Origin of the sequence: Salinispora tropica CNB-440 (genome assembly GCF_000016425.1) — a bacterium.
Classification (GTDB): Bacteria; Actinomycetota; Actinomycetes; order Mycobacteriales; family Micromonosporaceae; genus Micromonospora; species Micromonospora tropica.
Genome location: NC_009380.1, coordinates 3,374,834 through 3,400,233 on the forward strand (window position 1 = coordinate 3,374,834; position 25,400 = coordinate 3,400,233).

A 25,400-nucleotide genomic window follows, 5' to 3' on the forward strand; every position below is an offset into this window, starting at 1 on the left:
TCGTCAGCGCCGCAAGGCATCCCGTCCCGACGGACGACGCGTGCCGTCCGTACACCGTATGACGCGTACGACCTGCTGGTGCTGGCCCGGGACTCCGGCGATGACGGAGTGGCACCGGCGGGCGGGCTCGTGCGGCCCGCCCGCCGGCACCCGTTCGGGGGTCAGTCCTCGCCGAGGACGCGGGCGTCGGCGGCGACGACCGATGCCACCTCGGCGGGTACACCCTTACCGGCCTGCCATGTGGCGAAGGCCGCCAACGCCTCGTACCGTTCGTTGAGGAGCAGGCTGTTGAGCGCGTTCAGAGCCGCACGGTTAGCACCCGAGCTCAGGATCACGTACGCAAGACCGGCTCGGGTCACCTCGACGGTGAAGGTGCTGGTCGCCGACGCGCGACCGGCCGACCCCACGGCCTCGGCGTGCAGCGTGTGCCGGCCCGCGGCCAGTCCGGTGAGGTCCAGCTTCCCGCCGTTCTCGATCCGCTTCCCGTCGAGGGTCAGCGTGACGGTCTCGGCGTTGGTCGCGATCACCGAGACGGCCGGAGCCTGGGCGCGATCCAGGACGGCGCCGTCGACGGGCGAGACGATCGCGACGGTCGGGGTGGCGGCCGGCCGCTGCAGGTACGCGGCGTTCCAGCCGGCGAGCTCCGCCGGCCGGTTGGTGATGATCCCGTCCACGCCGGCCTGCTCCAGCGACCGCCACTGGTTCGCCGAGTCGATCGTCCACACCATGACGGCCACTCCCGCCTCGTGCAGGTCGGCCACCACCTCCGGTCGGGTGAGCAGCGCCTTGCCGCTCGGGTTGTAGGCGGTGAGACCGAGGTCCTCGGCGACCGCGACCGGGTCCGCGTCCAGGCTGCCCCGCAGCAGCCCGATCGGCAGCTCCGGGGCGAGTTCCCTGGTGTACCGGAGCGCCGCCACGTCGAAGCTCTGAACGAAGACCCGCTGGCTCATCCGCTGCTCGCGGATCACTCTGACAATCGTCGCGACCTCCTCGCGGGTGTGTGCTCCCTTGATCTCCAGCAACAGATTGCCCCCGCGGGTACGCAGGTCGGCGAGTTGCTCGACGAGGGTAGGTAGCGTCGTGCCGGCATACTGCGGGGCGAACCACGAGCCGGCGTCGAGCGCCTTGAGCTGAACGGCGGTGAGGTTCCGAATCGGGCCGGTGCCGTCGGTGGTGCGGTCCACGGTGGCGTCGTGCAGCACGAACGGCACCCCGTCGCGGGATGGCCGCACGTCGATCTCGATCCAGTCGGCGTTCGCCCGGCGGGCCACCTCCTGCGCCACCAGCGTGTTCTCCGGTGCGGCGGCCGAGGCGCCACGGTGGGCGATCACGGCCGGCGGGCTGCCCTCGGGGCGCAGGTACCCATTGGGTGCCAGTTCGGTGACGCTGACGTCGTCGTAGGAGACCGTGGCACCGTTGACGAAGAGCGCCTGCCCACCGTTCGCGGAGCGTTGGAGGCTGGTGGTCCGCAGCGCCTCCCGCCCATCGACGAACCAGCGGGCCTGAGAGCCGTGCACCTCGACGGCGACGCGGACGTCCCGGCCTGTGCCGGCCGCGTACGGTGCGGAGCCGGTGTTCGTGACGTTCCAGGTGTCGGCGGCGGTGCGCTGGGCGAACTCCAGGCCGTTGGACGCCGTGCTGCCGCTGCGCATGGTCGCGATCCACCAGGGCGGGGTGCCGTCGGCGGGTACGTCGAGGCCGAGCGCCGTCCAGCGGCTGGCCGAGGCGACGGACTCGAAGCGGACCGTCGCCTCCATTCGGAAGTCGTTCAGGTGCCGCCCGAAGGTGATCTTGTTGTTCTGCGCCGCGCTGGTGGAGGTGCCGTACAGGCGGCCGTTCTCCACCTTCCAGGTGCCGTCGACGGCCCGCCACCCGGCGGGAAGCGTTCCGGAGGAGAAGTCCTCGGAGACGGTGACCGTGCCGGGTCCGGCGACGGCCGGCGGGGCGGGGGCCAGCGCGACGAGCACACCGGCCGACAGGGCCAGAGCAACGAGGGCGGCTACGCCGCGGGTCCGGCCCCTGACGTGGGTCAGGATCGGGTCAGCAGGATGAATCATGCTCCGGACGTTAGGAACCGGACCGGAACTGCACGCCAACCCGTGCTGGCCTCGGCGCGAACATCGCCTCTCGCCGTCACGTGATCGAGCCGCGCGACACCCCGGAGATCGCCCCGTGCTGGGCGATCAGGTAGACAACGGGCCGTCCGGTCAGCTTCTGGTCGATGCCGCTGGCGCGGTAGGCGATGGTGTCGGTGCGGTTGCCAACAATCTTCCACCTTTACCAAACAGCCCTGACCAGCAGCACAGAGAAGGCCCGGCCCTCCCGTTGGGAGCCGGGCCTTCTCCAGCACTACCCGTTCTGACCTGCTCCTCGTCGGCTGTGAAGGCGCGTCGGATGGCGTCCGACGACCTCACAGGCCGGTGGGATCAGTAGACGTTGACGCCGTAGACGTTCAGGGCTTCAACGACCGGCTGGAAGAAGGTCGTGCCACCCCAGGTGCAGTTGCCGCTGCCGCCGGAGGTGAGGCCGAGCGCGGTGGAGCCGCTGAACAACGAGCCGCCGCTGTCGCCCCGCTCCGCGCAGACGTTGGTGCGGATCAGGCCACGAACCGTGCCCTCGGCGTAGTTGACGGTGGCGTTGAGGCCGGTGACCGAGCCGCTGTGCAGACCGGTGGTCCGGCCAGAACGCTGCACGGACTGGCCGACGAAGGCGTTACCGGCGGTGGTGATGTCCTGGTAGTTGCCGTTGTAGAGGTAGACGTAGCCCGGCTCGTAGCCGCTGAGGCTCACGATGCCGTAGTCGTTGCCGGGGAAGCTGGACCCGGCGGTGGAGCCGAGGTAGTTGGTCTGCGAGCTGTTGGAGTACCAGTTCGAGATGACGTCGGTGCAGTGCCCGGCGGTGAGGAAGTAGTAGTTGCTGCCGCTGCGGACGTTGAAGCCGAGCGAGCACACACCGCCGCCGCCCCAGATCGCCTCGCCTCCGGCGATCTGGGTGCTGTACACACCCGTCTCCTGCTCGATGCGCATCGCGCCGCCGCTGCGGGCCACCGCAGCCTCGACCCGCGCCAGCTTGGCGCCGGTCACCGTGCTGTCGACGGAGACGACGACCTGGTTGGTCTCGGGGTCCGTCCACCAGGCGGTGCCGGGGATGTCTACTGAGCGTTCCAGCTCTGCGGTGGCGCGTTGCAACTCGGCGGCACCACGCTCGACGATCTTCGGGGTGGCTCCAGCGGTGCTGACCTGCCGGGCGGCGGCAGCGTCGGTCACCGTGACGACGACGGTGCCGTCGGCCTCGGCGTAGACGCCGGCGGCCCGGTCGCCCAGCTGCTCCGCCAGGTTAGCGGCGGTTTCCGGCGACGCGTCGGGGGCTGCCGCCTGCGCCGGGCTGCCGACCAGCACTCCGACGACCAGGGTCCCGGCCGCGGCCACCGCCGCGGCACGACGTAGGCTAAATTTCGTGGTTCGCATGTGACATCTCCGTTGGGGGTTGGGAGTAAGGGCCCACGCCGATGGCGGCGGGGCCGGTGGAACAACCCGGGCCGACCGAGGGGAAGCGGCCCAGGGTGCAACGAAGTATTCACATGTTTCGATTATTTCGCAAGGCGCACATGGCGTTGACTTGCCCAACCCAAAGCACCCTTTTTGTCCAATTCCTACCAAATGTGTGGCCAAAATCACCACGATAGGCGCACCGTTGCACCGGCACTCGTTTGCGGCCTGAAAGAGAAACTCCGCCGCATTTCGGGCAATAGGCGATAGGAGGGAAGTCACCACCTGATCGCCCAATGCCGCAGCCGTACTAGCTTGGAGGTCGGTCTACCGATTCGCGACCGAAGCTTGGTCGACCGGGCTGGTCCCGCGACGGGAGGGAAGCAAGTGGGCAGCACTTCGGAGCACCAGACGCCGACACCGGAGCCGGAGTCCCTCACCGACCTACTCGGCGGGCGACGTGGCGCGATCGACGCCACCGTGCCGCCGGTGGCGTTCGCGGCCGGCTGGCTCCTCGGCGGCGAGTCGCTACCGATCGGGGTCGGCGCGGCGCTGGTGACCGGCGCGGCGGTGGCGGGATGGCGATGGCGTCGTGGGCATCGCCCACGGTCGGTGCTGGTGGGCCTGCTCGCCGTCTGCGTCGGCGCGCTGATCGCGCTTCGGACCGGACGAGCCGAGGACTTCTTCCTGGTGCAACTCGTCGCGAACGCCGCGAGCGCGCTCGCCTGGATGGTCAGCATCGTGATCCGCTGGCCATTGCTGGGAGTGGTCGTCGGCGCCGTGTTGCGACAGCGGACCCGGTGGCGCCGGGACCCGGCGCTACTGCGGGCGTACAGGCTCGGCAGTTGGGTCTGGACCGCCAGCTTCCTGCTCCGGGTAGCGGTCTTCCTGCCGTTGTGGCTCGGCGGCCAGGTGGTCGCGTTGAGCGTGGCCCGGGTAGCGCTGAGCTGGCCGTTGGTAGCCGCCGTCCTCGGCGTGAGCTGGGTGGTGGTGCGCCGTTCACTGCCGGCCGACCATCCGGGGCTACGGCATCCGGTGCTGCCGGGTGAGACATCGGCGCAGGCCGTGCAGGTGCCACAGCGCGATTCGGCGGGCAGCCCAGGTTAAGGGCAATAAGGGAGAGGCCGCCACGGGGGGAGCGGCCTCTCCGGTGACGTACATTACCCCGTCGGGTTCAGCTCCGCGTTCCCGGGGGGCCACTTATTTTGGCCATTTTGCAGATTGGGCAAACTCCGGCCAATCGGGCGACTCTCGGATCGTCACGCCTCCTCTCGCGTCCGCCCAGCGACCCCGGGGCACAATGTCCGGTTCTATCCCCAATCTATGCTCAATCGTTCGGGAAGAGCCGTCCGAAGTCCGCGTACGCCATCGCGACATCAGCCTGAGCCCAGAACCGGTGGTAGCGGAACGTCGGCTCGGCGCCGCCATCCAGATACGCCTGGACCTTCGGCCAGTCCGGATCGTTGAGGTAGAACGACCGGATCTCGACGAAGCTCCGGCCCGCCTCGATCACGTCGCCGTTGGGCATCGTGCCCGTCCAGCCCGGCGGCAGGTAGAGGCCCTGCCCGGTGCTGGCGTCGTAGACATCGTCGAAGCGCTCGTAGTCGCCCCGCTTCTCCACCGTCGACACACCCAGGGCATCGCTGGCGGCGTGCAACGCGTCCAACAGCCCCTTGGCGGTGGTCTTCGCGGTCACGTTCCCCGACCTCGCCGCGTATGCGATCAAGGTCCGGGCATAGGCCGCGGCGGCGCCGACGTCCTGGCCGGTCTCGGTCACCTCGACGTGCAGGTCGGTGTTCGGCTCCGGGTTGGTCGGGTTCCACGTGTTCGGCTGGCCCGTCCAGGTGAGTTCGGCCGGTATCGACCAGTCGGCGCCCAGCCTGGTGTTGGCGATCGCCCACGGCACCCACCTGTCCAGCAGCGCCTCGGCCCGGGCGTCACCGGTCTCGAGGTACAACTCGGCGATCCGGTGCATCGACCAGACCTGCATGCCGAACCACTGGTTCGACGGCGGGTCGTGGTAGACGGGCTTCTCGTCGTAGAACATGCCGTAGAAGGTCGGCGTGCCCGCGGGCGGTTGCGCGTACCGGCCGCCCCAGCTGTTGGTCGCGCCACCGGCGATCGCGCCCTCGGCGGACTGAAGCCAGGTATACAACTCCAGCTGCCGTTCCAGACTCCGGGCCCAGTCGGTGGTCGCGCTCGGCGACCGCGGCTCGAGTTCCGGCACGGTGGTCAACGCCCAGGCCGCGAAGGGGTTCTGGTAGCCGAAGTGGTTGTGGCTGGAGCCGATCCGCCACGACCAGTTCTGACCCGACTCGTACGCGCCGCCCCAGGCGTAGTACCAGGACAGCAGGTAGTGCGCGGACTCCCGGCCACTGCCGGCAGGGCAGGTGGACGCCCCGACACAGTTGCCGATCTGCTTGAAGTACTTGTCGAACATCGCGTACCGCAGGTAGTCGCCCAACTTGGCGGCCTTGGCCACGGTGGCCGCCACCTCCGCGGCCCTTCCCTGCTGTTTGGCCCAGGTCAGCGCCCAGTACGCGGCCTGCACCGCCCGGGCGTCGGCGTCCGGCGCGTTGGTGTACTTCCACTGCTGAGCCGGCGCGTTCTGCTCCTGGACGGAGATGTCCAGGAAGCCGTACTGCCCGCCGTGGGTGAAGGTCTCGCAGGACGGCTGCGGGACGGTCTCCCAGACCGACTCCTGCTGCCCGCGCTGGAAGGTGTTGATGTACGCCGGCCGGGTGGTGCCGTCGCCGCACCGACCGAAGCCGTAGGTGTTGTCCACGTCGAGCAGCCAGTGCATGCCGTAGATGTCACCGGTGCCGTAGGTGGACTGGAGTTCACCCCGCAACGGGTCCTGGCCGACCGGGACGCTCGGTTGCAGTTGCGCCGGGTACTGGCTGGGCAGGTCGTACTCGGCGGCGTACTGCGCGGTGCCGGAAGCACCCGCGGTGGGTTGGTCGGCGGAGGAGGGGATGATGTAGTTCTCCAGCACCGTCCAGGCGTTGGTGAACGGTGCCCAGTCCTCGGTCACCCGGCCGTACTGCGCCTCCAGCCAGAGCCAGAAGCTGAACGCCTCACTCGTGGTCTCGTGGCCGTGGTCCGGCGCCTCGACGATCAGGGTCTCGATGGAGTGGTACGGCACCCCCTCGGAGCTGAAGTACCCGGAATTCTTGATCTTTCCGTACTGGGTGAGGAACCGCGCGACGTACTCGTTGTCGCCACCGGGAGTGTCGTTGTCAATCTCCGTCGCGGTGATCGTCAAGGCGGCGAGACCGGCGGCGGAGGCGGTGATCGTCGCGCTGCCCCCGGCGGTGTCGGCATCCTCGGCCGCCGACACGGTCACGTCGACACCGGTGTTCCAGTTCCCGGTGGTCAGCGTCAGCGAGGTGGGGGCGACGGTGAGGTCGGGGTCACCGGTCCGGCCGAGGCTCACCAGGACGTCCGCAGCCGGTGCGGCACTCAACGTCAGCGTCACGGTGGCGCTGCCACCCTCCGGTACGCCCACCGTGGCGGGGGTGGCGACCAGCTGCGGGCCGGAGGCGGGCGCGACGGTGAAGAACTGCTCCGCGATGGCGCTGAGCCCGGTGTCGTCGTACGCCTTGGCCTGCACGATGTAGGAGCCGGCCGGTAGGCCCGGCAGAGTGTACGCGTACGGAGCGGTGGTGTCGGTGTTGACCAGCAGGCCGTTGCGATAGAAGTCGACCCTGCTGATACTCCCGTCCGGGTCGCTGGCGGTGGCCGTCAGCGGCACGTCGGCCGGCGCCTCGAAGGGCCCGGCCGGCACGTTCAGCGAGACCGTCGGCGGCTGCTGGACACCACCGCAGGGGACGCCGTTGACGGAGAAGGAGGTCGGGTCGGCGTTGGTACCGCTGTACGCGGCGTTGAAGCCGATCTGCGCGGTGCCGCCGGTGCCGAGGTTGCCGTTCCACGACTCGTTGGTGGCGGTGACGTCGTTGCCGCTCTGGCTCCAGCTCGCCGACCAGCCGTGGGTGATGGTCTGGTTGCCGGCGAAGGCAAACCGCAGGGTCCAGCCCGTGATCGGGTCACCGAGATTGGTGAGGGTGATGTTCGCAGTGAAGCCGTTGCCCCAGTCGTTGGTCGTGTAGACCACGTCGCAGGCCGGCGCGGCCGACGCGGCCTGCGCGGGTAAGGTCGCCCCGCCGGCTACCGCCAGCACCGCCGCGGTGACTGTCGCCCAGCGGCGGCGTCGGTTCATGGGTCTCATGCGCGGTGTCTCCTCGGACCAGGCCGGAGCCGAGACTCCGGCGGGGTGCCTGGCCGTTCTTCCTGCGCTGGACGAGGCACCCGGGTTAAGGACCCCCGGCCAAGGCCGGGGCCGGTGACGTGGCGTGGACGGGTGCCCATCCACGTCGGGGTGCCGCACCGGACTTCCGGCTGCCCTCGGCCCCGCGCTCCCGCGACGGCGGCTCAACCATCAGCTTGCCATGCCTGGAAACGCTCCCACAAGCCTCAACCGATCAATAGAGTCGGATGTTTCAATTTTGTTAAGGCGCTTTCACGAAGACATTACGAGCCGTTACAGTCACACCAATCGCTGGGAGCGCTTCCACGCGACTCCCACGAGGACCACCCGGCCCCGACCCCGAATCGGGGCCGGGGAGCCGAGGGCTGGCAGCGGGCCAACCTGGATGCCGCCGCCACCCCTCCGCACAGTGGAAGGAGGTGAGTCCACAAGCCACTCGCGTGACCCGGCTCCCCCAGACACGCGCAAGCGGACGCCATCGTCCGACCCAACGTGTCCAGCACCGATGGGGGCGGGGGCTGCCCTCCCCCGCCCCCATCTCGGCCGCCGAGACGGGCACGAAGCGTGCACCTGACTCCACGCACTGCCTGGAATCCCCTCGCTCCCGGACTCCCGCCGGGAGGGCCAGAGGGGTATTCTGTCAGCATTGGGAGCGCTCCCGGGCCGCTTCAGAACTAACAGAGGAGACTCCCCCGATGTCGACACACCCCCGACAGCAGCCGCTCCCCCACGCCGCTTCCCCCGACAGCCTGGAGCGTAAGCCGGCGGGCACCCTGCGCTTCCCGCCCGGCTTCGGCTGGGGAGCCGCCACCTCCGCCTACCAGATCGAGGGCGCGGCCAAGGAGGACGGCCGGGGCGAGTCAATCTGGGACACCTTCAGCCACACCCCCGGGCGGGTCCACAACGGCGACACCGGTGACATCGCCGCGGACCACTACCACCGCTACGATGCGGACCTCGACCTCATGGCCGAGTTGGGCCTGCGCAGCTACCGGTTCTCCATTGCCTGGCCTCGCATCCAGCCCGACGGCACCGGTGCGCCCAACCAGCGCGGGCTGGACTTCTACCGCCGTCTTCTCGACGGGCTACACGACCGCGGCATTCAGCCGGTGGCGACGTTGTTCCACTGGGACCTTCCCCAGGCACTCCAGGACCGGGGCGGCTGGGAGTCCCGGGAGGTCACCCACCGCTTCGCCGACTACGCCGACCACGTCTTCCGGGCTCTCGGGGACCGGGTGCCGACCTGGCTCACCATCAACGAACCGAAGACCGTCGTGCAGAACGGCTACCTCTCCGGCCACCACGCCCCCGGTCACCAGGACCCGCAGGCCGCGTATCTGGTCGCGCACCACCTGCAACTCGCGCACGGATTGGCCGTCCGGGCGTACCGGGCCCTCGGTGGGACCGGTCGCATCGGTCCGGCGTTCAACCTGCACCCGTGCTACCCGGCCGACTCCTCCCCCGGCACGACCGAGGCCACCTGGCGCTACGACGGCTACGAGAACCGGCTCTACCTCGACTCGACGCTCACCGGTCGCTACCCCCAGGACGTTCTCGACGACCTCGGCCCAGACCACCGCATGGTCCGCGGCATCCACGACGGCGACCTCGACATCATCTCCGCCCCCGTTGACCTACTGGCGGTGCAGTACTACACCCCGTACTACGTCACCGCCGCGGGCACCACCGTACGGCGCTGGCCCACCTCCGAGGCCTCCTGGCAGCAGATCTACCCCGAGGGCATGTACGACATCCTCACCCGGGTCACCCGGGACTACGGCCCGATCCCGCTGACCGTCACCGAGAACGGCCTGCCCACCCCCGACACCCTCGCCGCCGACGGGACGGTCGACGACGGCGAGCGGATCCAGTTCCTCCGGGACCATCTGGCCGCCGCGCACCGCGCCATCGCCGATGGGGTACCGCTGGAGAGCTTCCACGTCTGGTCGCTGCTGGACAACTTCGAGTGGGCCGAAGGCTACGACCAGCGCTGGGGGCTGGTGTACGTGGACTACCCGACCCAACGCCGCGTGCCCAAGCGCAGCGCACACTGGTACCGCGAGGTGATCGCGGCCGGCGGGTTCTGACCGCGGGGCACGGCGCACGCCCCACGTCGAGGGCAGTTCAACGGAGCCGGTGGCGCGGAAGTCAGGAAGGAGCGGTCAGCTCGCCGGTCCGGTCTAGATCGGCGACCCCGGCCGCGTCACCGATCCGACCGAGTGCCACCAGCGCCGCGCCGATCGCGCCGATCTCCGGGTTCCGCTGATGCCAGACCGGCCGGGGAGCTAGGGCCACGGCGAAGGCCCGGCGCCACCACTCGGAGGCCACCATCGCCCCGCCACCCAGGACCACCTCGACCGGTCGCGAGTCCAGCTCGGACTCCAGAACGGCCAGGTCCACCGCGACCAGTTCACTCAGCCCCCGCATCAGGCCGGCCAGAATCTCCACGGCGGTGGTGCCGAAGCCGAGGCCATTCACCGCTCCGGAACCCGCCAGAGCCAGTCCGGGCGGCCGGTCGCCCCCGAAACAGACGTTCGCCGCCGGCCCGCCACCGACGACGGGCACCCGGGCCAGGGCCGCGTTCAGCTCGGCCCGGTCGGGGAGCCGCAACTCCCGGTTGGCCCAGGCGAAGAGATTGCCACCGGCGGAGTATGCGGTACCGGTGACGATGTGCCGCTGGTCAACCCGGTACCGCCAGAGGCTCGGTGCCAGCCGGGGCAACGGCTCCCCCGGCACGACGGCCCGCACCACCCGGACCGCCGCCGAGGTGCCCACCGTAATCGCCGCCCGTCCCGGATCAACACAGCCCGAACCAACGTTTGACGCGGCGCCGTCGCCTATCGGGGCCGTCCACCGCGCCCCGGCCAGCGGAGGCCAGCGGCGCGCGTACTCCGCGCGCAGCCGACCATGCCAGCCCACCGGCGCCAACTCCGGCAACTCCCCCGGGCCGGTCTCGGCCAGCGCACACGCCTCCGGGTCCCATTCCATCGTGCCGAGGTCGAGCAGGCCGGTGCCGGAGGCCTGCGACACCGACATGGGGACCGGGTCCAGCAGCACGCTGAGGGCGTACTCGGCCAGCCCGGCGAAGCGGATGGCGTGGTCACCGACTCGCGCCCGCAGCCAGGGCAACCGAACCGACCAGTAGCAGCGATGCCACCAGGTGCCGGTGCGCTGGTGAAACTCCTCCGGGTCGGCCGGTCCGGGATGCCCGGACACCGGCGTCGGTCGGGTGTCCAGCCAGGTGAGCACCGGGCCGACCGGGGTGCCGTCGGCGTCGAGCGCGACCACCGAGTGCCACTGCGCGCAGGCCGCCACCAGTTCGACGCCGTCCAAATGCCCGTCAGCGGCCAACTCGTCCAGGCACTGCCCCAGGCAGGCGAGGTAGCCCTGCGCATCCAGCGTGCCGGCGCCGTCCTCGCCGACAGCGAGGTTCACCCGCCGCCGAGCCAACGCACCGGGCAGCAGCCGGGCTGCCTCGTCGAGCACCAGGCCACGTACCGAGGAGGTACCCAGGTCCAGCGCGAGAATCGTCATCGTCGGACACGTTATCCGCCCGGTCGTCGGCCTGGCAGGTTGAAGCACACGCTTCCGCCCTCCGCGACGACCGCGTAGGGTGTGCCCATGCTCGCGCACCTGCACCGCTGGTGGCCCGCCGACCCGGCGGCCACACTACGCGCGTAGCTTCACGCGGCCGCCCATCGAGGCGGCCATCGGTCTCGGACCGGCACCGGGCGCCCCGTCGGGTGGCACCGGAACCGAGGAGACCCGATGACCCACCTTCCCCCGCTACTCGCCGCCGTCGCGGCCAGCACCGACCCCGGCCCGTTCGCGCTCGTCCGTCGCGAGGGCGCCGACCACCTCGACCTCTACACCGGGTCGGTGCGGGTGGTGGAACGGCTCGCCGACATCCCACTGCCCACCGGGACACCGGGACCGGCCACCCTCGCGTTGGTGCCCTACCGGCAGGTGGTCGAGCGGGGCTTCGCCTGCGTCGACGACGGCGCCCCCCTGGAGTGCCTGGTCATCGACCAGCACGAACAGATCGACCTCCCGGCGGCGTTGGAGATGCTGCCGGATGCCGCGGTGGTCACCCAGAATACGGGCTTCGACAGCTCCGACGAGGAGTACGCGGCGACCGTCGACCGGGTCCTCACCGACGAGATCGGCCACGGAGCGGGCGCCAACTTCGTCATCCGCCGCACCCTGCACGCCACCGTGCAGGGTGCGCCACTGCGGGCGGCGCTGACGGCGCTGCGCTCGCTGTTGCTGCGCGAACGCGGCGCCTACTGGACATTCGTCGTACACACCGGCACCCGGACACTCGTGGGGGCGAGCCCGGAACGACACGTCAGCGTGGACGACGGGTTGGTCCTGATGAACCCGATCAGCGGCACCTTCCGCCACACCGGTGCGACCGCTGACCGGGCCGACCTGCTGCGCTTCCTCGCCGACCCGAAGGAGGTCGAGGAGTTGTACATGGTCCTCGACGAGGAGCTGAAGATGATGGCCTCCGTGGCCGAGGGTGGGGGCCAGGTGGTCGGCCCGTACCTGAAGGAGATGTCCCACCTCGCCCACACCGAGTACCTGCTGGCGGGTCGGGGCTCGAAGGATGTCCGCGACGTGCTGCGGGAAACCATGTTCGCCCCCACGGTGACCGGCAGCCCGATGGAGAACGCGTGCCGGGTCATTGCGCGGCACGAACGCACCGGGCGCGGCTACTACGCGGGGGTGCTGGCGCTGCTCGGTCGGGACGCGACCGGCGGGCAAACCCTCGACGCCCCGATCCTGATCCGTACCGCCGAGCTCTCCCCCGCCGGCGAGCTGCGGGTACCGGTCGGGGCAACCCTGGTCCGACACTCGGTCGCCGCCGGGGAGGTCGCGGAGACACACGCCAAGGCCGCCGCGGTGCTCGCCGCGCTGGGCCTCGGCCCACAGGCGCCAGAAGCAGCCGCGGGGACGGTGCCCCCGTTCGCCGACGACCCAGCGGTACGCGCGGCGTTGGCCGCCCGCAACGCGCCGCTGGCCCGGTTCTGGCTGGACCAACGGTCGCAGGACTCCCCCGGCTGTCCCGGGCTCACCGGCCGCCGGGCCTTGGTCGTGGACGGGGAGGACACCTTCACCGGCATGCTCGCCCACCAGCTACGGGCGCTCGGTCTCACCGTGGACGTGCGGCCGTGGGACTCGCCCGGCCCACACGACGGATACGACCTGGTGGTGGTCGGCCCAGGGCCCGGCGACCCGTCGGAGCTGACCCAGCCGAAGATGGTGGCGCTGCGCGGGCTGCTCACCGAGCTCCTCGCCACCGGCCAGCCAACCCTCGCGGTCTGCCTCGGCCACCAGCTGCTCTGCGGTCTGCTCGGGCTGCCCCTGCACCGGCGGGACGCCCCGTACCAGGGGCTGCAGCGGGAGGTACGAGTTTTCGGCGTCCAGCGGCGAGTTGGCTTCTACTCGACGTTCACCGCACGAGCGGACACGGACCGCCTGCACACCCCGTACGGTGCGATGGAGGTGGCCCGGGACGACGCGAACGGCGCGGTACACGCACTGCGCGGCGCCGCCGTGGCCGGGGTTCAGTTCCACCCCGAATCGGTACTCAGCCCGGACGGCGTGGATGTCCTCGCCGACCTCTTGGGCGACCTGCTGCCCGCGCCGAGTACCGCCAGTGCGCACTAGCCGCGATGGTCGTGGTGACACCGAGTCACGACGACGCTCCCCCGCCTGATCCGCCCCGGAACCTCGCCCGGGTTAACCCCACGTACAAGGGGAAGTCCACCGGCGCGTTCCACCAGGATTGGGGGGCCAGTGCGGGATACGAAGGCGGCCGTCTCACCGGTCGTGGACACCTGGACCAAATGTCGGACGTCATCGGCGCAGGATTGGCACACCGAGCGGCTGATGGAGGCGAAGGGGGAGAACAGGGTCAGCGTGGTGCTACCCGCCTACAACGAGGAGGCGACCACCGGGGCGATCGTCTCGACGATCCGCGAACACCTGATGGAGCAGGTTCGCCTCGTTGACGAACTGGTCGTGGTCGACTCCCGGTCCACCGACCGCACTGCGGAGGTGGCCCGGGCCGCCGGCGCGGAGGTGATCAGCCAGGACGAGATGACCGAGGGTCTGCCTCGGCTCGCGGGTAAGGGCGACGCGCTCTGGGCCGGCCTGGCCGCCACCGACGGTGACCTGGTCGCCTTCGTCGACGCTGACCTGCGCGAATTCCGGCCACACTTCGTGCGGGGCCTGCTCGGCCCGTTACTTACCGACCGGTCGGTCGACTTCGTCAAGGGCTTCTACCACCGACCGCTGGAAGACCAGTCCGGCCCCGAGGAGGACAATGAGGGCGGGCGGGTGACAGAGCTGATGGTCCGGCCGCTGCTGAACCTCTTCTGGCCGGAGCTGGCCGGCTTCGTGCAGCCCCTGGCTGGCGAATACGCCGGTCGACGTCATGTGTTGGAACAGCTGCCGTTCGTCACCGGCTACGGGGTGGAGACGGCCATGCTGGTTGACCTGCTGGAGCTGGTCGGCCTGGACGCGCTGTCCCAGGTTGACCTCGGCATCCGGAAGCACCGCCACCAGGACACCGAGGCGTTGGGCCGGATGTCCGCACAGATCATGCTCACCGTCTGGGCACGGTTGCAGCAGCAGGGCTGGGCCGTACCGGGAACCAGCCCAGCGACCCTGCTGGCCCAGTTCCGCCGGGGCGACTCGGAGGACCTGCCCAACCTCGACCGGGAGATCGTCGTCAACGACGTCTCGGTACAGGAACGTGCACCCCTGCGGGAGTTGCGGCACCTGGTGCCGCGCCGGTAGTACGGCTGATGACACATCCCGATTGTCGTGCGAGTCGGGGTGGCCCATTCTGGCAAAGGCAGAGCGCGGTCAGGTGAATCGGGGCACCCGGGCCAGCAACATCGTGGCCACCGCACTGCTGGCCGCTACTCCCAGGAGAACCCGCATGATGCCCGCGGCGAGGTCGCCCTGCTCGATCAGCGTGCCGGCCGCCGCGACCGCGACACCCGAGCCGGCGGAGAGGATCGTGAACGTCACTCCGGATGCCTCGCCGGCCCGCTCGGCCGGGACCATGGCCTGCGTGCCCAGGTTGGTCAGGGTGGACCCAATCTGGTAGCCAAACCCGGCGACCGCCAGACCGAGCAGATACGGCCCGATCTGCCCGCCAAAGGCCACCACGACCAATCCGACCGCGCCGATCAGGATGGCGGCGGCGATCAACCGACGCACCGCGACCCGTTGGCTGAGCCGACCCGCGAACGGATCGGCCACGCCGCCGCCGACCGAGGCGGCGAGGACCGCCAGGCCCGCGACGAAGGGCGAGTAGCCCCGAACCTGTTGTAGATGGATTGTCGTGGCGAAGATCGTGACCACGAAGGCGACGTAGGCGACCATCCCCATCAGAGTCACCACCACGAACTTGGCGTTTCTGAATAGATCCAGCCGGACCAGTGGACTCTCGGCCACCCGCTCCCGAAGCACGAACGCGGCCAGCAGCACCAGCCCACCGACAGCGAGGGCAGCGGCCACCACCGGTCGCCAGGCATTCATCCGGTCCGCCGCCACGGTGATCGCCACAATCCCCAGCACCACCACGACCAGACCCGCCAGGTCGATCCGGCGCGACACCGTGGGGTCACGCGACTCCGGAAGCCAGGCGAGGGCGGCCACGATCGCCACAAGGCAGAACGGCACGTTCACCAGGAGCACGCTTCGCCAGCTGATCAGCTCCGTTACCCCGCCACCGAGCAACGGCCCCATCGCCAGCGCCACCGCCCCGATGCCGTACGCGTTACCGATCGCCCGCTTCGCCTGCCGCCCCGGGAACGCCTCGGTAATCACCGCGAAGGCAAGCGGATACACGATCCCGGATCCCATTCCCTGCACAACCCGAAAGGCAATCACGATCGGCGGATCGGAGCCCAGACCCGCACCAAGCGACCCCACCCCGAAAATCACCAAACCCACGACAAGCATGCGCCGACGACCAAGGATGTCACCGAGTTTGCCACCCGGGATGAGAAACGCCGCCTGGGCCAGGATGTAGCCGCTGATCACCCACTGTAGATCCGTGGTGGAGGAACCGAACTCCGCCGCCATCGACGGCAACGCCAGATTCAACGCATAGAAATCCAACTGCATCAGGAAGATACACGCGGCGGCCGCGACCAACGTCAGCCTGCGCCGCGGCCGCCCGCCACCCCCCACCGACCCGACGCCGCGGCCCGGCAGCCGAGGAAGGCGCGGGCGGAACGACACACCCAAGAACCTAGCATTTGCCCGAAAACAACCTCCCTTGTTCCGTCCGGCTCCGGCAAGAGGACACCCTGCGGCACCGCCACCATGCCGAGGGCGGAGGGATTGCGTCGCGGCTCCCGGCCGACGCGGCTCGGACGCCCTGAACACAAATAGTTAATAGTATTTAACAAAAAGCGTCATGACATAGATGCCGACGAACACTGGCAACTACAACACCACCGACGACCGGGCGATGCACGACAAGCGTGATCAACGAGTACCGAAGGACGGCCTGACGCGATCTACAACACCAGGTCAACGCCGTTGACGAATTCAGCAATAGATAGGTTCTGATAGAAACACGAAGCCCGATCTGTTCCGGGATCATTGATTGAAAGCAGATAGCTGCCGTGGTCGTCGCGCCCCCACGGCGCTCCCGGTCCGTCCCACCATCTCCACTTCGGAAGGATACGTCTCATGCCTCGGACCCAGTCCCCCACGACCGAGGCGGTGTCGATCGAGACCCGCAACGGGTACGGAACCACTCTCGCCGCCATCGTCCACCTGCCCTCGGAGTTTGACACAGGTACGACCCACTCCGCGGTCGTTGTTTCCCATACCGGCGGTGGTGTCAAGGAACAGACCGCCGGTCTGTACGCGAGCAAGCTCGCGGCGAGTGGGCTGGTCGCGGTCGCGTACGACGCCTCGTTTCAGGGCGAGAGCACCGGCACCCCGCGGCAGCTGGAAAACCCGCACATCCGTACCGAGGACATCAGCGCCGTCATCGACTTCCTCACCACGCTGCCCTACCTTGACAACAACCAGATCGGCGCGATGGGCATCTGCGTCGGCGGCGGGTACAGCATCAACGCCGCGATCAACGATCCACGCATCAAGGCGGTTGGCACGGTAAGCATGGTCAATATCGGCCAGATGTTCCGCAACGGTTGGGACGGGTCCGGCGCCGACGCTGATGCGGGGTCCGCGCTCGCGCAGGGGGCCGGAGCACGCATCCATGACGCGAGTAGTGCGGAAAGAGAACGATACCCTCTCGCGCCGATGCGCAAGCAGGATGCCCAGAACCCGGAGGAGGAGGAGATCTGGGAGTATTACCACACGCCGCGTGGTGCGCATCCGAATGCCCCGGGCTTCATGACAACCCGTAGTTTGAATCAGATCATCACCTACGACGCTTTCCACAAGGCCGAGGTGTACTTGACTCAGCCGCTGCTGCTCATCGCCGGCAGCGAGGACGGTTCGAAGTGGATGACCGAGGACGCCCACGCCCGGGCGGCGAGCACCGACAAGTCGCTGTATCTCATGGACGGCGCCAACCACATGACCCTCTACGACCGCCAGCCCTACGTCAACGATGCCGCCTCGAAACTGGCCCAGTTTTTCGCAGACAAGCTCTAGCTTGTTCCCTAACCTGTGCAGCATGGTCAGGCGGGTCAGGGGATCCGGACCAGCAGCATCGCGGCCACAACGCTACCGACCGCTACTCCCAGGAGAACCCGCATGATGCCGGTGGCGAGGTCGCCCTGCTCGATCAGCGTGCCGGCCGCCGCGATCGCGACACCCGAGCCGGCGGAGAGGATCGAGAGCGTGGTCCCGGATGCCTCGCCGGCCCGCTCGGCCGGGACCATGGCCTGCGTGCCCAGGTTGGTCAGGGTGAGCCCGGTCCGGTAGCCGAACCCGGCGACCGCCAGACCGAGCAGATACGGCCCGATCTGCCCGCCAAAGGCCACCACGACCAGGCCGACCGCGCCGACCAGGGTGGCCGCGGCGATCAACCGACGCACCGCGACCCGTTGGCTGAGCCGACCCGCGAACGGACCGGCGATTCCACCGCTGATCGAGGCGGCGAGGACCGCCAGGCCCGCGACGAACGGCGAGTAGCCCCGGACCTGTTGTAGATGGATTGTCGTGGCGAAGATCGTGACCACGAAGGCGATGTTGGCCACCAGTCCCATCAGAGTCACCGCCACGAACTTGGCGTTTCTGAATAGATCCAGCCGGACCAGTGGACTCTCGGCCACCCGCTCCCGAAGCACGAACGCGGCCAGCAGCACCAGCCCACCGACAGCGAGGGCAGCGGCCACCACCGGTCGCCAGGCATTCATCCGGTCGGCGGCCACGGTGATCGCGAGGACCCCCAGCACCACCACGACCAGACCAGCCAGGTCAATCGCCCGCGACACCGTGGGGTCACGCGACTCGGGTAGCCAGGCGACGCTGGCAACGATGGCGACCACGCAGAGCGGCACGTTCACCAGGAGCACGCTTCGCCAGCTGAGCCACTCGGTGACTCCGCCGCCGAGCAGTGGCCCCAACGCCAGCGCCACCGCCCCGATGCCGTAGGCGTTGCCGATCGCCCGCTTCGTCCGCTTCCCCGGGAACGCCTCGGTGATCACCGCGAAGGCGAGGGGATACACGATGCCCGAACCCATCCCCTGTATGGCGCGAAAGGCAATCACGGTCGGCGGATCGGAGCCCAGACCGGCACCGAGCGACGCCGTTCCGAAGATAAGCAAGCCGACAACCAGCATGCGCCGACGACCGAGGATGTCGCCGAGCTTGCCACCGGGGATGAGGAACGCCGCCTGGGCCAGGATGTAGCCACTGACCACCCAGTGCAGATCGGTGGTGGTCGTCCCCAGCTCCGCCGCCATCGACGGCAACGCGAGGTTCAACGCATAGAAGTCAAGCTGCACGAGGAAGATACATGCAGCGGCCGCGAGCAGGGTCAGCCCGCGCCGCGGTCGGCCCGCATCCCCCGCCGATGCCCCACCTTGGCCGTGGGGCCGGGGCAGACGCGGACGGAACGACACACCGAACCATACCATTAATACGAAAATGTCTTCTTTGTTCCGGGACCTGTACGTCGCGTGCAACCACTGCGACACAAACGCTCTGGACACAAATAGTTAATAATCTTAATAATAGATGGGTGTGATGACGTAGCTATCGACAGATGCCTGTCTGGGCGTGGAGGGTCCCATGAAGCGTTCCAAGTCCCTGATCCTGCCCCTGGTCACCATGCTGACCGTCGCGCTCGGCGCGGCCTGGGTGGCCAGGCCGGCGTATGCCGCCGGTCCGACCGCGACCTTCGCCAAGGTCTCCGACTGGAGCACCGGGTGGGAGGGTAAGTACACGATCACCAACGGGGGCAGCAGCGCCGTGACCGGCTGGAGCGTCGCGTTCGACCTGCCGATCGGCACGACGGTCGGCACCTACTGGGAGGCACTGCTGCACTCCGCCGGCCAGCGGTTCACCTTCAGTAACCAGTCCTGGAACGGCACCATCGCACCCGGTGCCTCGGTCTCCTTCGGGTTCATCGGCAGCGGGCCCGGATCACCGACCAACTGCCAGCTCAACGGCGCGGCGTGCGGCGACTCACCGCCTCCCACCACACCGCCTCCCACCACTACCCCACCGACCACCCCACCGCCCACGACCACGCCACCGACCACCCCACCCCCCACCACCACCACTCCCCCGAATGACGACCTGCCCGCGCACATCCTCACCGGCTACTGGCACAACTTCGACAACCCTGCGGTCGAGCTGCGCCTGCGGGACGTCCCCGCCGAGTACGACGTGGTCGCCGTCGCATTCGCCGAGGCGACCACCACCCCCGGCGAGGTGACCTTCGCCGTCGACCCGGGCCTGTCCGCCTCACTGGGCGGCTACACCGACGCGGACTTCGCCGCCGACGTACGGACACTCAAGGGCCAGGGCAGAAAGGTCATCATCTCGGTCGGCGGCGAGACCGGACGGGTCACCGTCAACGACGCGGCCTCCGCAGTCGCCTTCGCCGACTCGGTGTACGCGTTGATCCAGCAGTACGGCTTCGACGGAGTGGACATTGACCTGGAGAACGGCCTCAATCCGACCTACATGGCGCAGGCCCTACGGTCCCTGCGGGCCCAGGTTGGTGCTGAGCTGATCATCGCGATGGCACCGCAAACCATCGACATGCAGAACCCGACCACCAGCTACTTCAAGCTGGCACTCGACATCCAGGACATCCTGACGGTGGTGAACACCCAGTTCTACAACTCCGGTGCGATGCTCGGCTGCGACCAGCAGTTCGCCTACAGCCAGGGAACAGTGAACTTCATCGTCGCGCTGGCCTGCATCCAGCTGGAGGCGGGGCTGCGGCCAGACCAGGTCGGGCTCGGCCTGCCCGCCGGCCCGGGGGCGGCCGGTGGGGGAATCGTCGCACCCAGCGTGGTCAACGCCGCGTTGGACTGCCTGACCAGGGGGACGAGCTGCGGCAGCTTCCAGCCACCCCGCACCTACTCGGGGCTACGGGGCGCGATGACCTGGTCGGTGAACTGGGACGTGACCAACGGCGACAACTTCGCCCAGACCGTCGGCCCCCACCTGGACACCCTGCCCTGACCGATACCCGGTCGGCGCCGCCGAATATGGCGGCGCCGACCGGTCACGCGTTCCCGTACCGGCTCAGCCGAAGAAGCTGGAGTAGCCCAGGACAGCGCCGTAGCCGATGAAGGCAGCCCCCAACACCCGAAGCCCCTGCGCTGACCCACGCCCCTGTTCCGCCGGCCGAAGGACCAACTGGGGAATCCAGTAGTAGCTGATGCCGCGAAGGGTGAAGAAGACTCCCAGCAGGGTCACCAGTACCTCAGCCACGCCACCCCACTCGAAGTGGGTGACCAGTACGCCGAAGCCGACGAGGAGATGCACCATGCCGGAGATATTCACCGCCATCAGATCTGACCGGTCGGCCCGCTGGGTGAGTCGCAGGTAGAACTGGGTAGCCACGATAAATGCGACTCCGGAGGTCAACAGATACAGCGAGAGGATTCTTCCGAGCGTCTGGGTCAGGTCCATGTCCGCCGCCTCAGGGGTGTGAGTAGCAACTGATCAGGTGCGAAAAATCCCGGTACCGAGGAGCTCCGACGCGACGCGCCCGTAGGCTGACTCCACCGCCGCCGCACCATCGAGGTTGGTCAGGTCGATGCCGAACAGCCGCTGCACATGTTCGTGGAGCGCGAGTGCGCCCAGGGACCAGATCGCGAGGAGCGCCGCCCGTTCGTAGGGGTGCTCGGTCGGTCGGACCAGGCCCGACGCGACTCCTTCAGAGAGGTAGTCGACCGCGTCATTGACCATCTCGTCTACCAGGGCAGCCGTGTGTGGGGAGCCGTCAACCAAGGTCCGGGCCAGGTATCGCATCAGCGGCGGCCCCTCGCCCAGGTCGCGCAGCTCCGCCACGTCGAACCTTCCGGCCGATCTCATCACGTTCTGCTTGTGCTCACGCACGAAGGCCGCAACATGCTTGTCGCAGGCCACCCGTAGCCCGTCCTTCGTGCCGAAGTAGTGAATGATCAGGGATGGGTGGACGCCGGCTGCCGCCGCTATGGCACGGACCCCCGTGGCCGCCACGCCCTGATCAGCGAAGAGAGTGATAGCGGCATCACGGATGCGACTCTTTGTGGAGGCCTTGTCGCCTCTCGGCCGCGGTTCATCGGACACACTCGACACGCTAAACGAACGTTTGATTAATGTCCAGCCATAACAATGATCACTATAGTCTCAGCCGCTACTCACGCCGGCTGGGGCCACCGAGCGTGATTGACGTCGATCGTCACTCGGTGGGTGTGCACCCACGCCGCTCCATCCCACTCGGCATCAGCCAGGTGCGCGCGGTCAGCGGCACCGTCATGCCGGTGCCGGAAGACTTCGGGGAGGCCGGCGGGCCAGAGCCGGAGGGCGGAGAGTCCCGCCACGAGCACCAGGCTCGCCAAAAGCGCCCACGCCGTGGTCAAGCCAGCCCACGCGCCAACCCAGCCGGCGAGGGGGTAGGTGACCAGCCAGCAGAGGTGCGACAGAGAGAACTGGGCGGCGAACAACGCTGGCCGGTCGGCGACCGCCGACGAGGCGCGCAGCACCCGGTTGACCGTGACGACAATCAGGCCGCCGGCGAAGCCGATGAGCAGCCACACACCGATCGCCAACGGCCAGGACGGTGCCGTCGGCAGGAGCAGCGCTCCGGCCAGGGCCAGCCAAGCGGTGACAGTGCCGGTGAACAGCGTCCCTCGATCCTGTCGCCGACGCAGCAGCAGCGGTGCGCCGATCGCCGCCGCGATGCTGCCGAGGCCGGAGACGGCGAGCAGGAGTGGAACCTGCGCTTCGGTGGCGTCCAGCAGGTCGCGTACCACGTTGACGGTGCTGACCAGGGTGATGGCGCCGGAGCCGGCGACCACCACGTTCAGGGCCAGGACCGCCCGTAGCCGTGGCGTGGCCGCGAATACACGCAGCCCGGCGAAAAAGCGCTCGGAGAACCGGATGCGGCTGCTACGGCGCGCTCTGGGAACCGTTGCCGCGGTGACAAACAACGCGGAGACGAAAAACCCCACCGCCGTCCCCACAAACAGATCCGTGAACGTCAGAACGAGCAACAACGCGGCGGCGATGACCGGGCTGGCGATATTCTCCAGGGAGACCGCAAACTGTGACGCGGCGAGCGCCTTCGTGTAGTCACCCTCATCCGGAACGACATCCGGAAGCACCGACTGGAACGTGGGCGTGAAGGTGGCCGAGGCGGCCTGCAGCACCGCGATGAGCAGGTAGACCTGCCAGATCGCATCCACCCACGGCAGCAGCAGGACGACTCCACATCGGACCAGGTCTGCGCCCACCATCACCACGCCCCGCGGCACCCGGTCCAACACCGCTCCTACCAGTGGCGACACGCACACGTACGCGACCATCTTGATCGTCAGCGCGGTCCCGAGGACCGCTCCGGCCCGCGCGCCCCCGAGATCATAGGCGAGCAGTCCGAGCGCCACGGTCGCCAGACCACTGCCGATGAGGGCAATTACCTGGGCAACGAAAAGCCAACGATAGGTGCCATTGCTCAGCAGTTTACGCACGAAACATCGACAACCCTTCTGGAAAATCCCCTCCCGGAAGGCTACCGAAGGATACTGAATGCGACAATGCTGCTATTGCCAGGTTGATGCAACGAGGAATCCAACGTAATTGCATTATCGTAACCATCGCCGCCGAGGCCGCTCGAGGAGGCCACACCGCCTTCGGCCGCCGGCGACACCCCGCCGGCCGGAGCTTCGCCCGCCACCCCACCCCGTGACGGGAGTCGCCGACACTTGACGAAGCGGAACTCTGTTCCGTATAGTTGATTCGGAACAGCGTTCCGCTTATGTCGACGGAGCGCTGCCCACCCCGGCTCACACGAACCGGAGCAGTGATCGACCGAAGGGACCAGACGACATGAATAAGCCGACCCAGTCGAACGACACGTTCGACGCCCCTGCACCTGTCCTGTCCGTCAGTCCGGTGGTGCTGCCAGCTCCCGGCCGCGCCGTGGACCTGCATCTGCGGGTCTCCGCGCCCGTGGCCGGAGACGAGCTACCGATCATTCTCCTCTCGCACGGACACGGCCCCTCAAACCACCTGTCCTCGCTGAACGGCTACGCCCCGCTCGCGAACTACTGGGCGGCGCACGGTTTCGTCGTCATTCAGCCCACCCACCTGAACTCGAGGACACTGAACCTGGATCCGGACAGTCCCGAGGCCCCCCTGTACTGGCGGTCGCGGGGCGAGGACATGAAGCGCATCCTCGACCAGCTCGACCAGATCGAGGCCGCCGTCGGGCAGTTGCGCGGGCGCCTGGACCGAGACCGGGTCGCCGTGGCCGGGCACTCGATGGGTGGACACACCGCGAGCCTGCTGCTGGGCGCCCGGCTGACCGACCCGCACGACGGGACGGAGGTAGACCTCTCCGAACCCCGGATCACGGCGGGTGTGCTGCTCGCCGCGCCGGGCAGAGGCGGTGACGCCCTCACCGACTTCGTGGTCGAGAACTATCCCTTCTTCTCCACCACCGACTTTTCCACGATGACGACGCCCGCACTCGTGGTCGCCGGCGACCAGGATGCCTCTACCCACCTGACGGTGCGAGGCCCGCAATGGCACACCGATCCCTACCTCCTCTCCCCCGGCCCCAAGTCCCTGGTCACGCTGTTCGGTGCGGGGCATGGACTTGGTGGGGTCTCCGGCTACGACGTGGCCGAGACCACGGACGAAAGCCCCGAGCGGGTCGCCGTCGTCCAGCGGCTCACCTGCGCCTACCTCCGCTCCACCCTCTACCCTGGGGAGTCCGCCTGGCAGGAGGCGCAGGACGAACTGACCAGCAGGCCCAGTCCGATCGGCCGGGTCGAATCCACGTCAACGCCCGCGCAGTAGGGGCGGCGCGCTACCTGGCAAGCCGGTTTCTGCCGCCAGATGTTCGGTGTGGCCAGCACGCCGCAGCTCGACCATGCTGGTGGCATCCACCCGGACCGTGACCGAAGGAAGTGGCCGTATCGTCGCCACCACCGGCTCTCTGACCGGTTTCGCCGTGGTGGGTCGACGGTTGTACGCAATACTGACGTGTGAACCGAAGGTCGCGGGACGGGGACGGCAAACAGAAGGGGAGGGGCCATGACATACACCCGCGACCTGGTGCCAGACCTGACCGGCAGAACGGCGGTGGTCACCGGCGCGAACGGCGGTCTGGGGCTGGAGACCACGAAAGTGTTCGTCAGCCGGGGCGCGCACGTGGTGATGGCGGTCCGTAATCAGGAAAAGGCAACAAAGGCGGTTAAGGAGATCCGGGAGGAGACCCCGACCGCGTCCCTGGAACTGGTCGAGCTCGATCTCGGCTCACAGGCGTCGGTGCGGAAGGCCGCCGAGAAGATCCTGGCCCGGCACGACCAGGTCGACATCCTGGTCAACAACGCCGGGCTGATGGCAATGCCGGAGCGCCGGACCACCGACGGGTATGAGATGCAGTTCGGAGTCAACCACCTCGGACACTGGACGTTGACGGCGTTGCTGATGCCGGCGATCCTGGCCGCTCCCGCCGCTCGGGTGGTGACCGTGACGTCGACAGCCCACCATTTCGGGCGCCCGGTGGACCCGAACAATCCGCACCTGAACGGCACCTACGGACCGTGGCGCGCCTACGGCCAGTCCAAACTCGCCAACTACCACTTCGCTCTCGGTTTGCAGCAGGAGTTCGACCGGGCCGGGGTGAACGCTCAGAGCCTCGTCGCGCACCCGGGCCTGACCCGCAGCGACCTACAGCTCCACACCGTTGAGCAGGGTGGCGGCGGCTGGATGGGCTCTTTCTTCGCCTGGATCACCCGGCACACCGGCATGGGTGTCGCGAACGGCGCAATGCCCCAGATCCGCGCTGCCACCGACCCGCACGCCCGTGGTGGCCAGTTCTATGGCCCGCGGTTCGGCAACCGCGGCCACGCCGTCCGGCTACCGATCCTGCGTCCGGGGGCCGACGCCGCGATCCACACGCTGTGGCAGGTCTCTGAACGGGAGACGGGTGTCGCGCTCACGGTGTGAGCACGCCGAGG

The 25,400-nt window shown here is 68.6% G+C and carries 17 protein-coding genes; 8 read left to right on the top strand and 9 right to left on the bottom strand.

The annotated features are described in order from the left end of the window. Nucleotides 1-161: 161 nt before the first annotated feature. Together STROP_RS14800 and STROP_RS14805 are read right to left on the bottom strand one after the other, a co-directional pair. Complete coding sequence (locus STROP_RS14800; protein ID WP_012014170.1) at nt 162-2,057, bottom strand: glycerophosphodiester phosphodiesterase family protein; 1,896 nt, start codon at nt 2,055-2,057, stop codon at nt 162-164. A 369-nt stretch (nt 2,058-2,426) separates the two neighbouring features. Then, a complete protein-coding gene (locus STROP_RS14805; RefSeq protein ID WP_012014171.1) occupies nt 2,427-3,467 on the bottom strand; it encodes a S1 family peptidase in 1,041 nt (346 codons plus the stop codon). 408 nt (nt 3,468-3,875) lie between these two features. Here STROP_RS14805 and STROP_RS14810 point away from each other — a divergent pair, with 408 nt between their 5' ends. Beyond that, nucleotides 3,876-4,595, top strand: coding sequence for a DUF3159 domain-containing protein (locus STROP_RS14810; protein ID WP_012014172.1), 720 nt, complete (start codon nt 3,876-3,878; stop codon nt 4,593-4,595). A gap of 220 nt (nt 4,596-4,815) precedes the next feature. Here STROP_RS14810 and STROP_RS14815 read toward each other — a convergent pair whose 3' ends face one another. After that, a complete protein-coding gene (locus STROP_RS14815) occupies nt 4,816-7,707 on the bottom strand; it encodes a glycoside hydrolase family 48 protein (protein WP_043535406.1) in 2,892 nt (963 codons plus the stop codon). A gap of 743 nt (nt 7,708-8,450) precedes the next feature. Here STROP_RS14815 and STROP_RS14820 point away from each other — a divergent pair. Then, nucleotides 8,451-9,842, top strand: coding sequence for a GH1 family beta-glucosidase (locus tag STROP_RS14820; RefSeq protein ID WP_012014174.1), 1,392 nt, complete (start codon nt 8,451-8,453; stop codon nt 9,840-9,842). 61 nt (nt 9,843-9,903) lie between these two features. On the opposite strand, the gene STROP_RS14825 is transcribed toward STROP_RS14820, so the two are convergent. After that, nucleotides 9,904-11,289 carry an FGGY family carbohydrate kinase gene (locus STROP_RS14825; RefSeq protein ID WP_026275230.1) on the bottom strand — a complete coding sequence of 462 codons (1,386 nt, stop codon included), beginning with the start codon at nt 11,287-11,289 and terminating at the stop codon, nt 9,904-9,906. A gap of 234 nt (nt 11,290-11,523) precedes the next feature. Between STROP_RS14825 and STROP_RS14830 the strand changes: the two genes are divergently transcribed. Beyond that, entirely contained in the window at nt 11,524-13,428 is a 1,905-nt protein-coding gene (locus STROP_RS14830; RefSeq protein WP_012014176.1) for an anthranilate synthase family protein, read from the top strand. A gap of 162 nt (nt 13,429-13,590) precedes the next feature. Next, entirely contained in the window at nt 13,591-14,562 is a 972-nt protein-coding gene (locus tag STROP_RS14835) for a glucosyl-3-phosphoglycerate synthase (RefSeq protein WP_187151628.1), read from the top strand. Between the two features lie 69 nt (nt 14,563-14,631). On the opposite strand, the gene STROP_RS14840 is transcribed toward STROP_RS14835, so the two are convergent. Then, nucleotides 14,632-16,020, bottom strand: a complete 1,389-nt coding sequence (locus STROP_RS14840) for an MFS transporter (protein WP_012014178.1) — start codon at nt 16,018-16,020, stop codon at nt 14,632-14,634. 456 nt (nt 16,021-16,476) lie between these two features. Between STROP_RS14840 and STROP_RS14845 the strand changes: the two genes are divergently transcribed. Further along, complete coding sequence (locus STROP_RS14845; RefSeq protein ID WP_012014179.1) at nt 16,477-17,415, top strand: alpha/beta hydrolase; 939 nt, start codon at nt 16,477-16,479, stop codon at nt 17,413-17,415. 35 nt (nt 17,416-17,450) lie between these two features. On the opposite strand, the gene STROP_RS14850 is transcribed toward STROP_RS14845, so the two are convergent. Then, nucleotides 17,451-18,845: an MFS transporter gene (locus tag STROP_RS14850; RefSeq protein WP_012014180.1), complete on the bottom strand. Its 1,395-nt coding sequence runs from the start codon at nt 18,843-18,845 to the stop codon at nt 17,451-17,453. A gap of 154 nt (nt 18,846-18,999) precedes the next feature. On the opposite strand from STROP_RS14850, the gene STROP_RS14855 reads away from it, so the two are divergent. Further along, entirely contained in the window at nt 19,000-20,406 is a 1,407-nt protein-coding gene (locus STROP_RS14855) for a chitinase (protein ID WP_012014181.1), read from the top strand. A gap of 63 nt (nt 20,407-20,469) precedes the next feature. Here STROP_RS14855 and STROP_RS14860 read toward each other — a convergent pair whose 3' ends face one another. From STROP_RS14860 to STROP_RS14870, 3 genes are read right to left on the bottom strand one after another with little or no spacing between them, the layout of a single operon-like run. Then, nucleotides 20,470-20,859 carry a hypothetical protein gene (locus STROP_RS14860; RefSeq protein ID WP_012014182.1) on the bottom strand — a complete coding sequence of 130 codons (390 nt, stop codon included), beginning with the start codon at nt 20,857-20,859 and terminating at the stop codon, nt 20,470-20,472. Between the two features lie 33 nt (nt 20,860-20,892). After that, nucleotides 20,893-21,528, bottom strand: a complete 636-nt coding sequence (locus STROP_RS14865) for a TetR/AcrR family transcriptional regulator (protein ID WP_026275228.1) — start codon at nt 21,526-21,528, stop codon at nt 20,893-20,895. Nucleotides 21,529-21,572: 44 nt separating this feature from the next. Beyond that, nucleotides 21,573-22,901, bottom strand: coding sequence for an MFS transporter (locus tag STROP_RS14870; protein ID WP_012014184.1), 1,329 nt, complete (start codon nt 22,899-22,901; stop codon nt 21,573-21,575). Between the two features lie 358 nt (nt 22,902-23,259). Here STROP_RS14870 and STROP_RS14875 point away from each other — a divergent pair, with 358 nt between their 5' ends. Together STROP_RS14875 and STROP_RS14880 are read left to right on the top strand one after the other, a co-directional pair. Beyond that, complete coding sequence (locus STROP_RS14875; protein WP_012014185.1) at nt 23,260-24,234, top strand: alpha/beta hydrolase family protein; 975 nt, start codon at nt 23,260-23,262, stop codon at nt 24,232-24,234. Between the two features lie 237 nt (nt 24,235-24,471). Then, on the top strand, nt 24,472-25,389 hold the full coding sequence (locus tag STROP_RS14880; protein WP_012014186.1) for an oxidoreductase: 918 nt from the start codon (nt 24,472-24,474) through the stop codon (nt 25,387-25,389). The last annotated feature ends 11 nt before the right edge of the window (nt 25,390-25,400 follow it).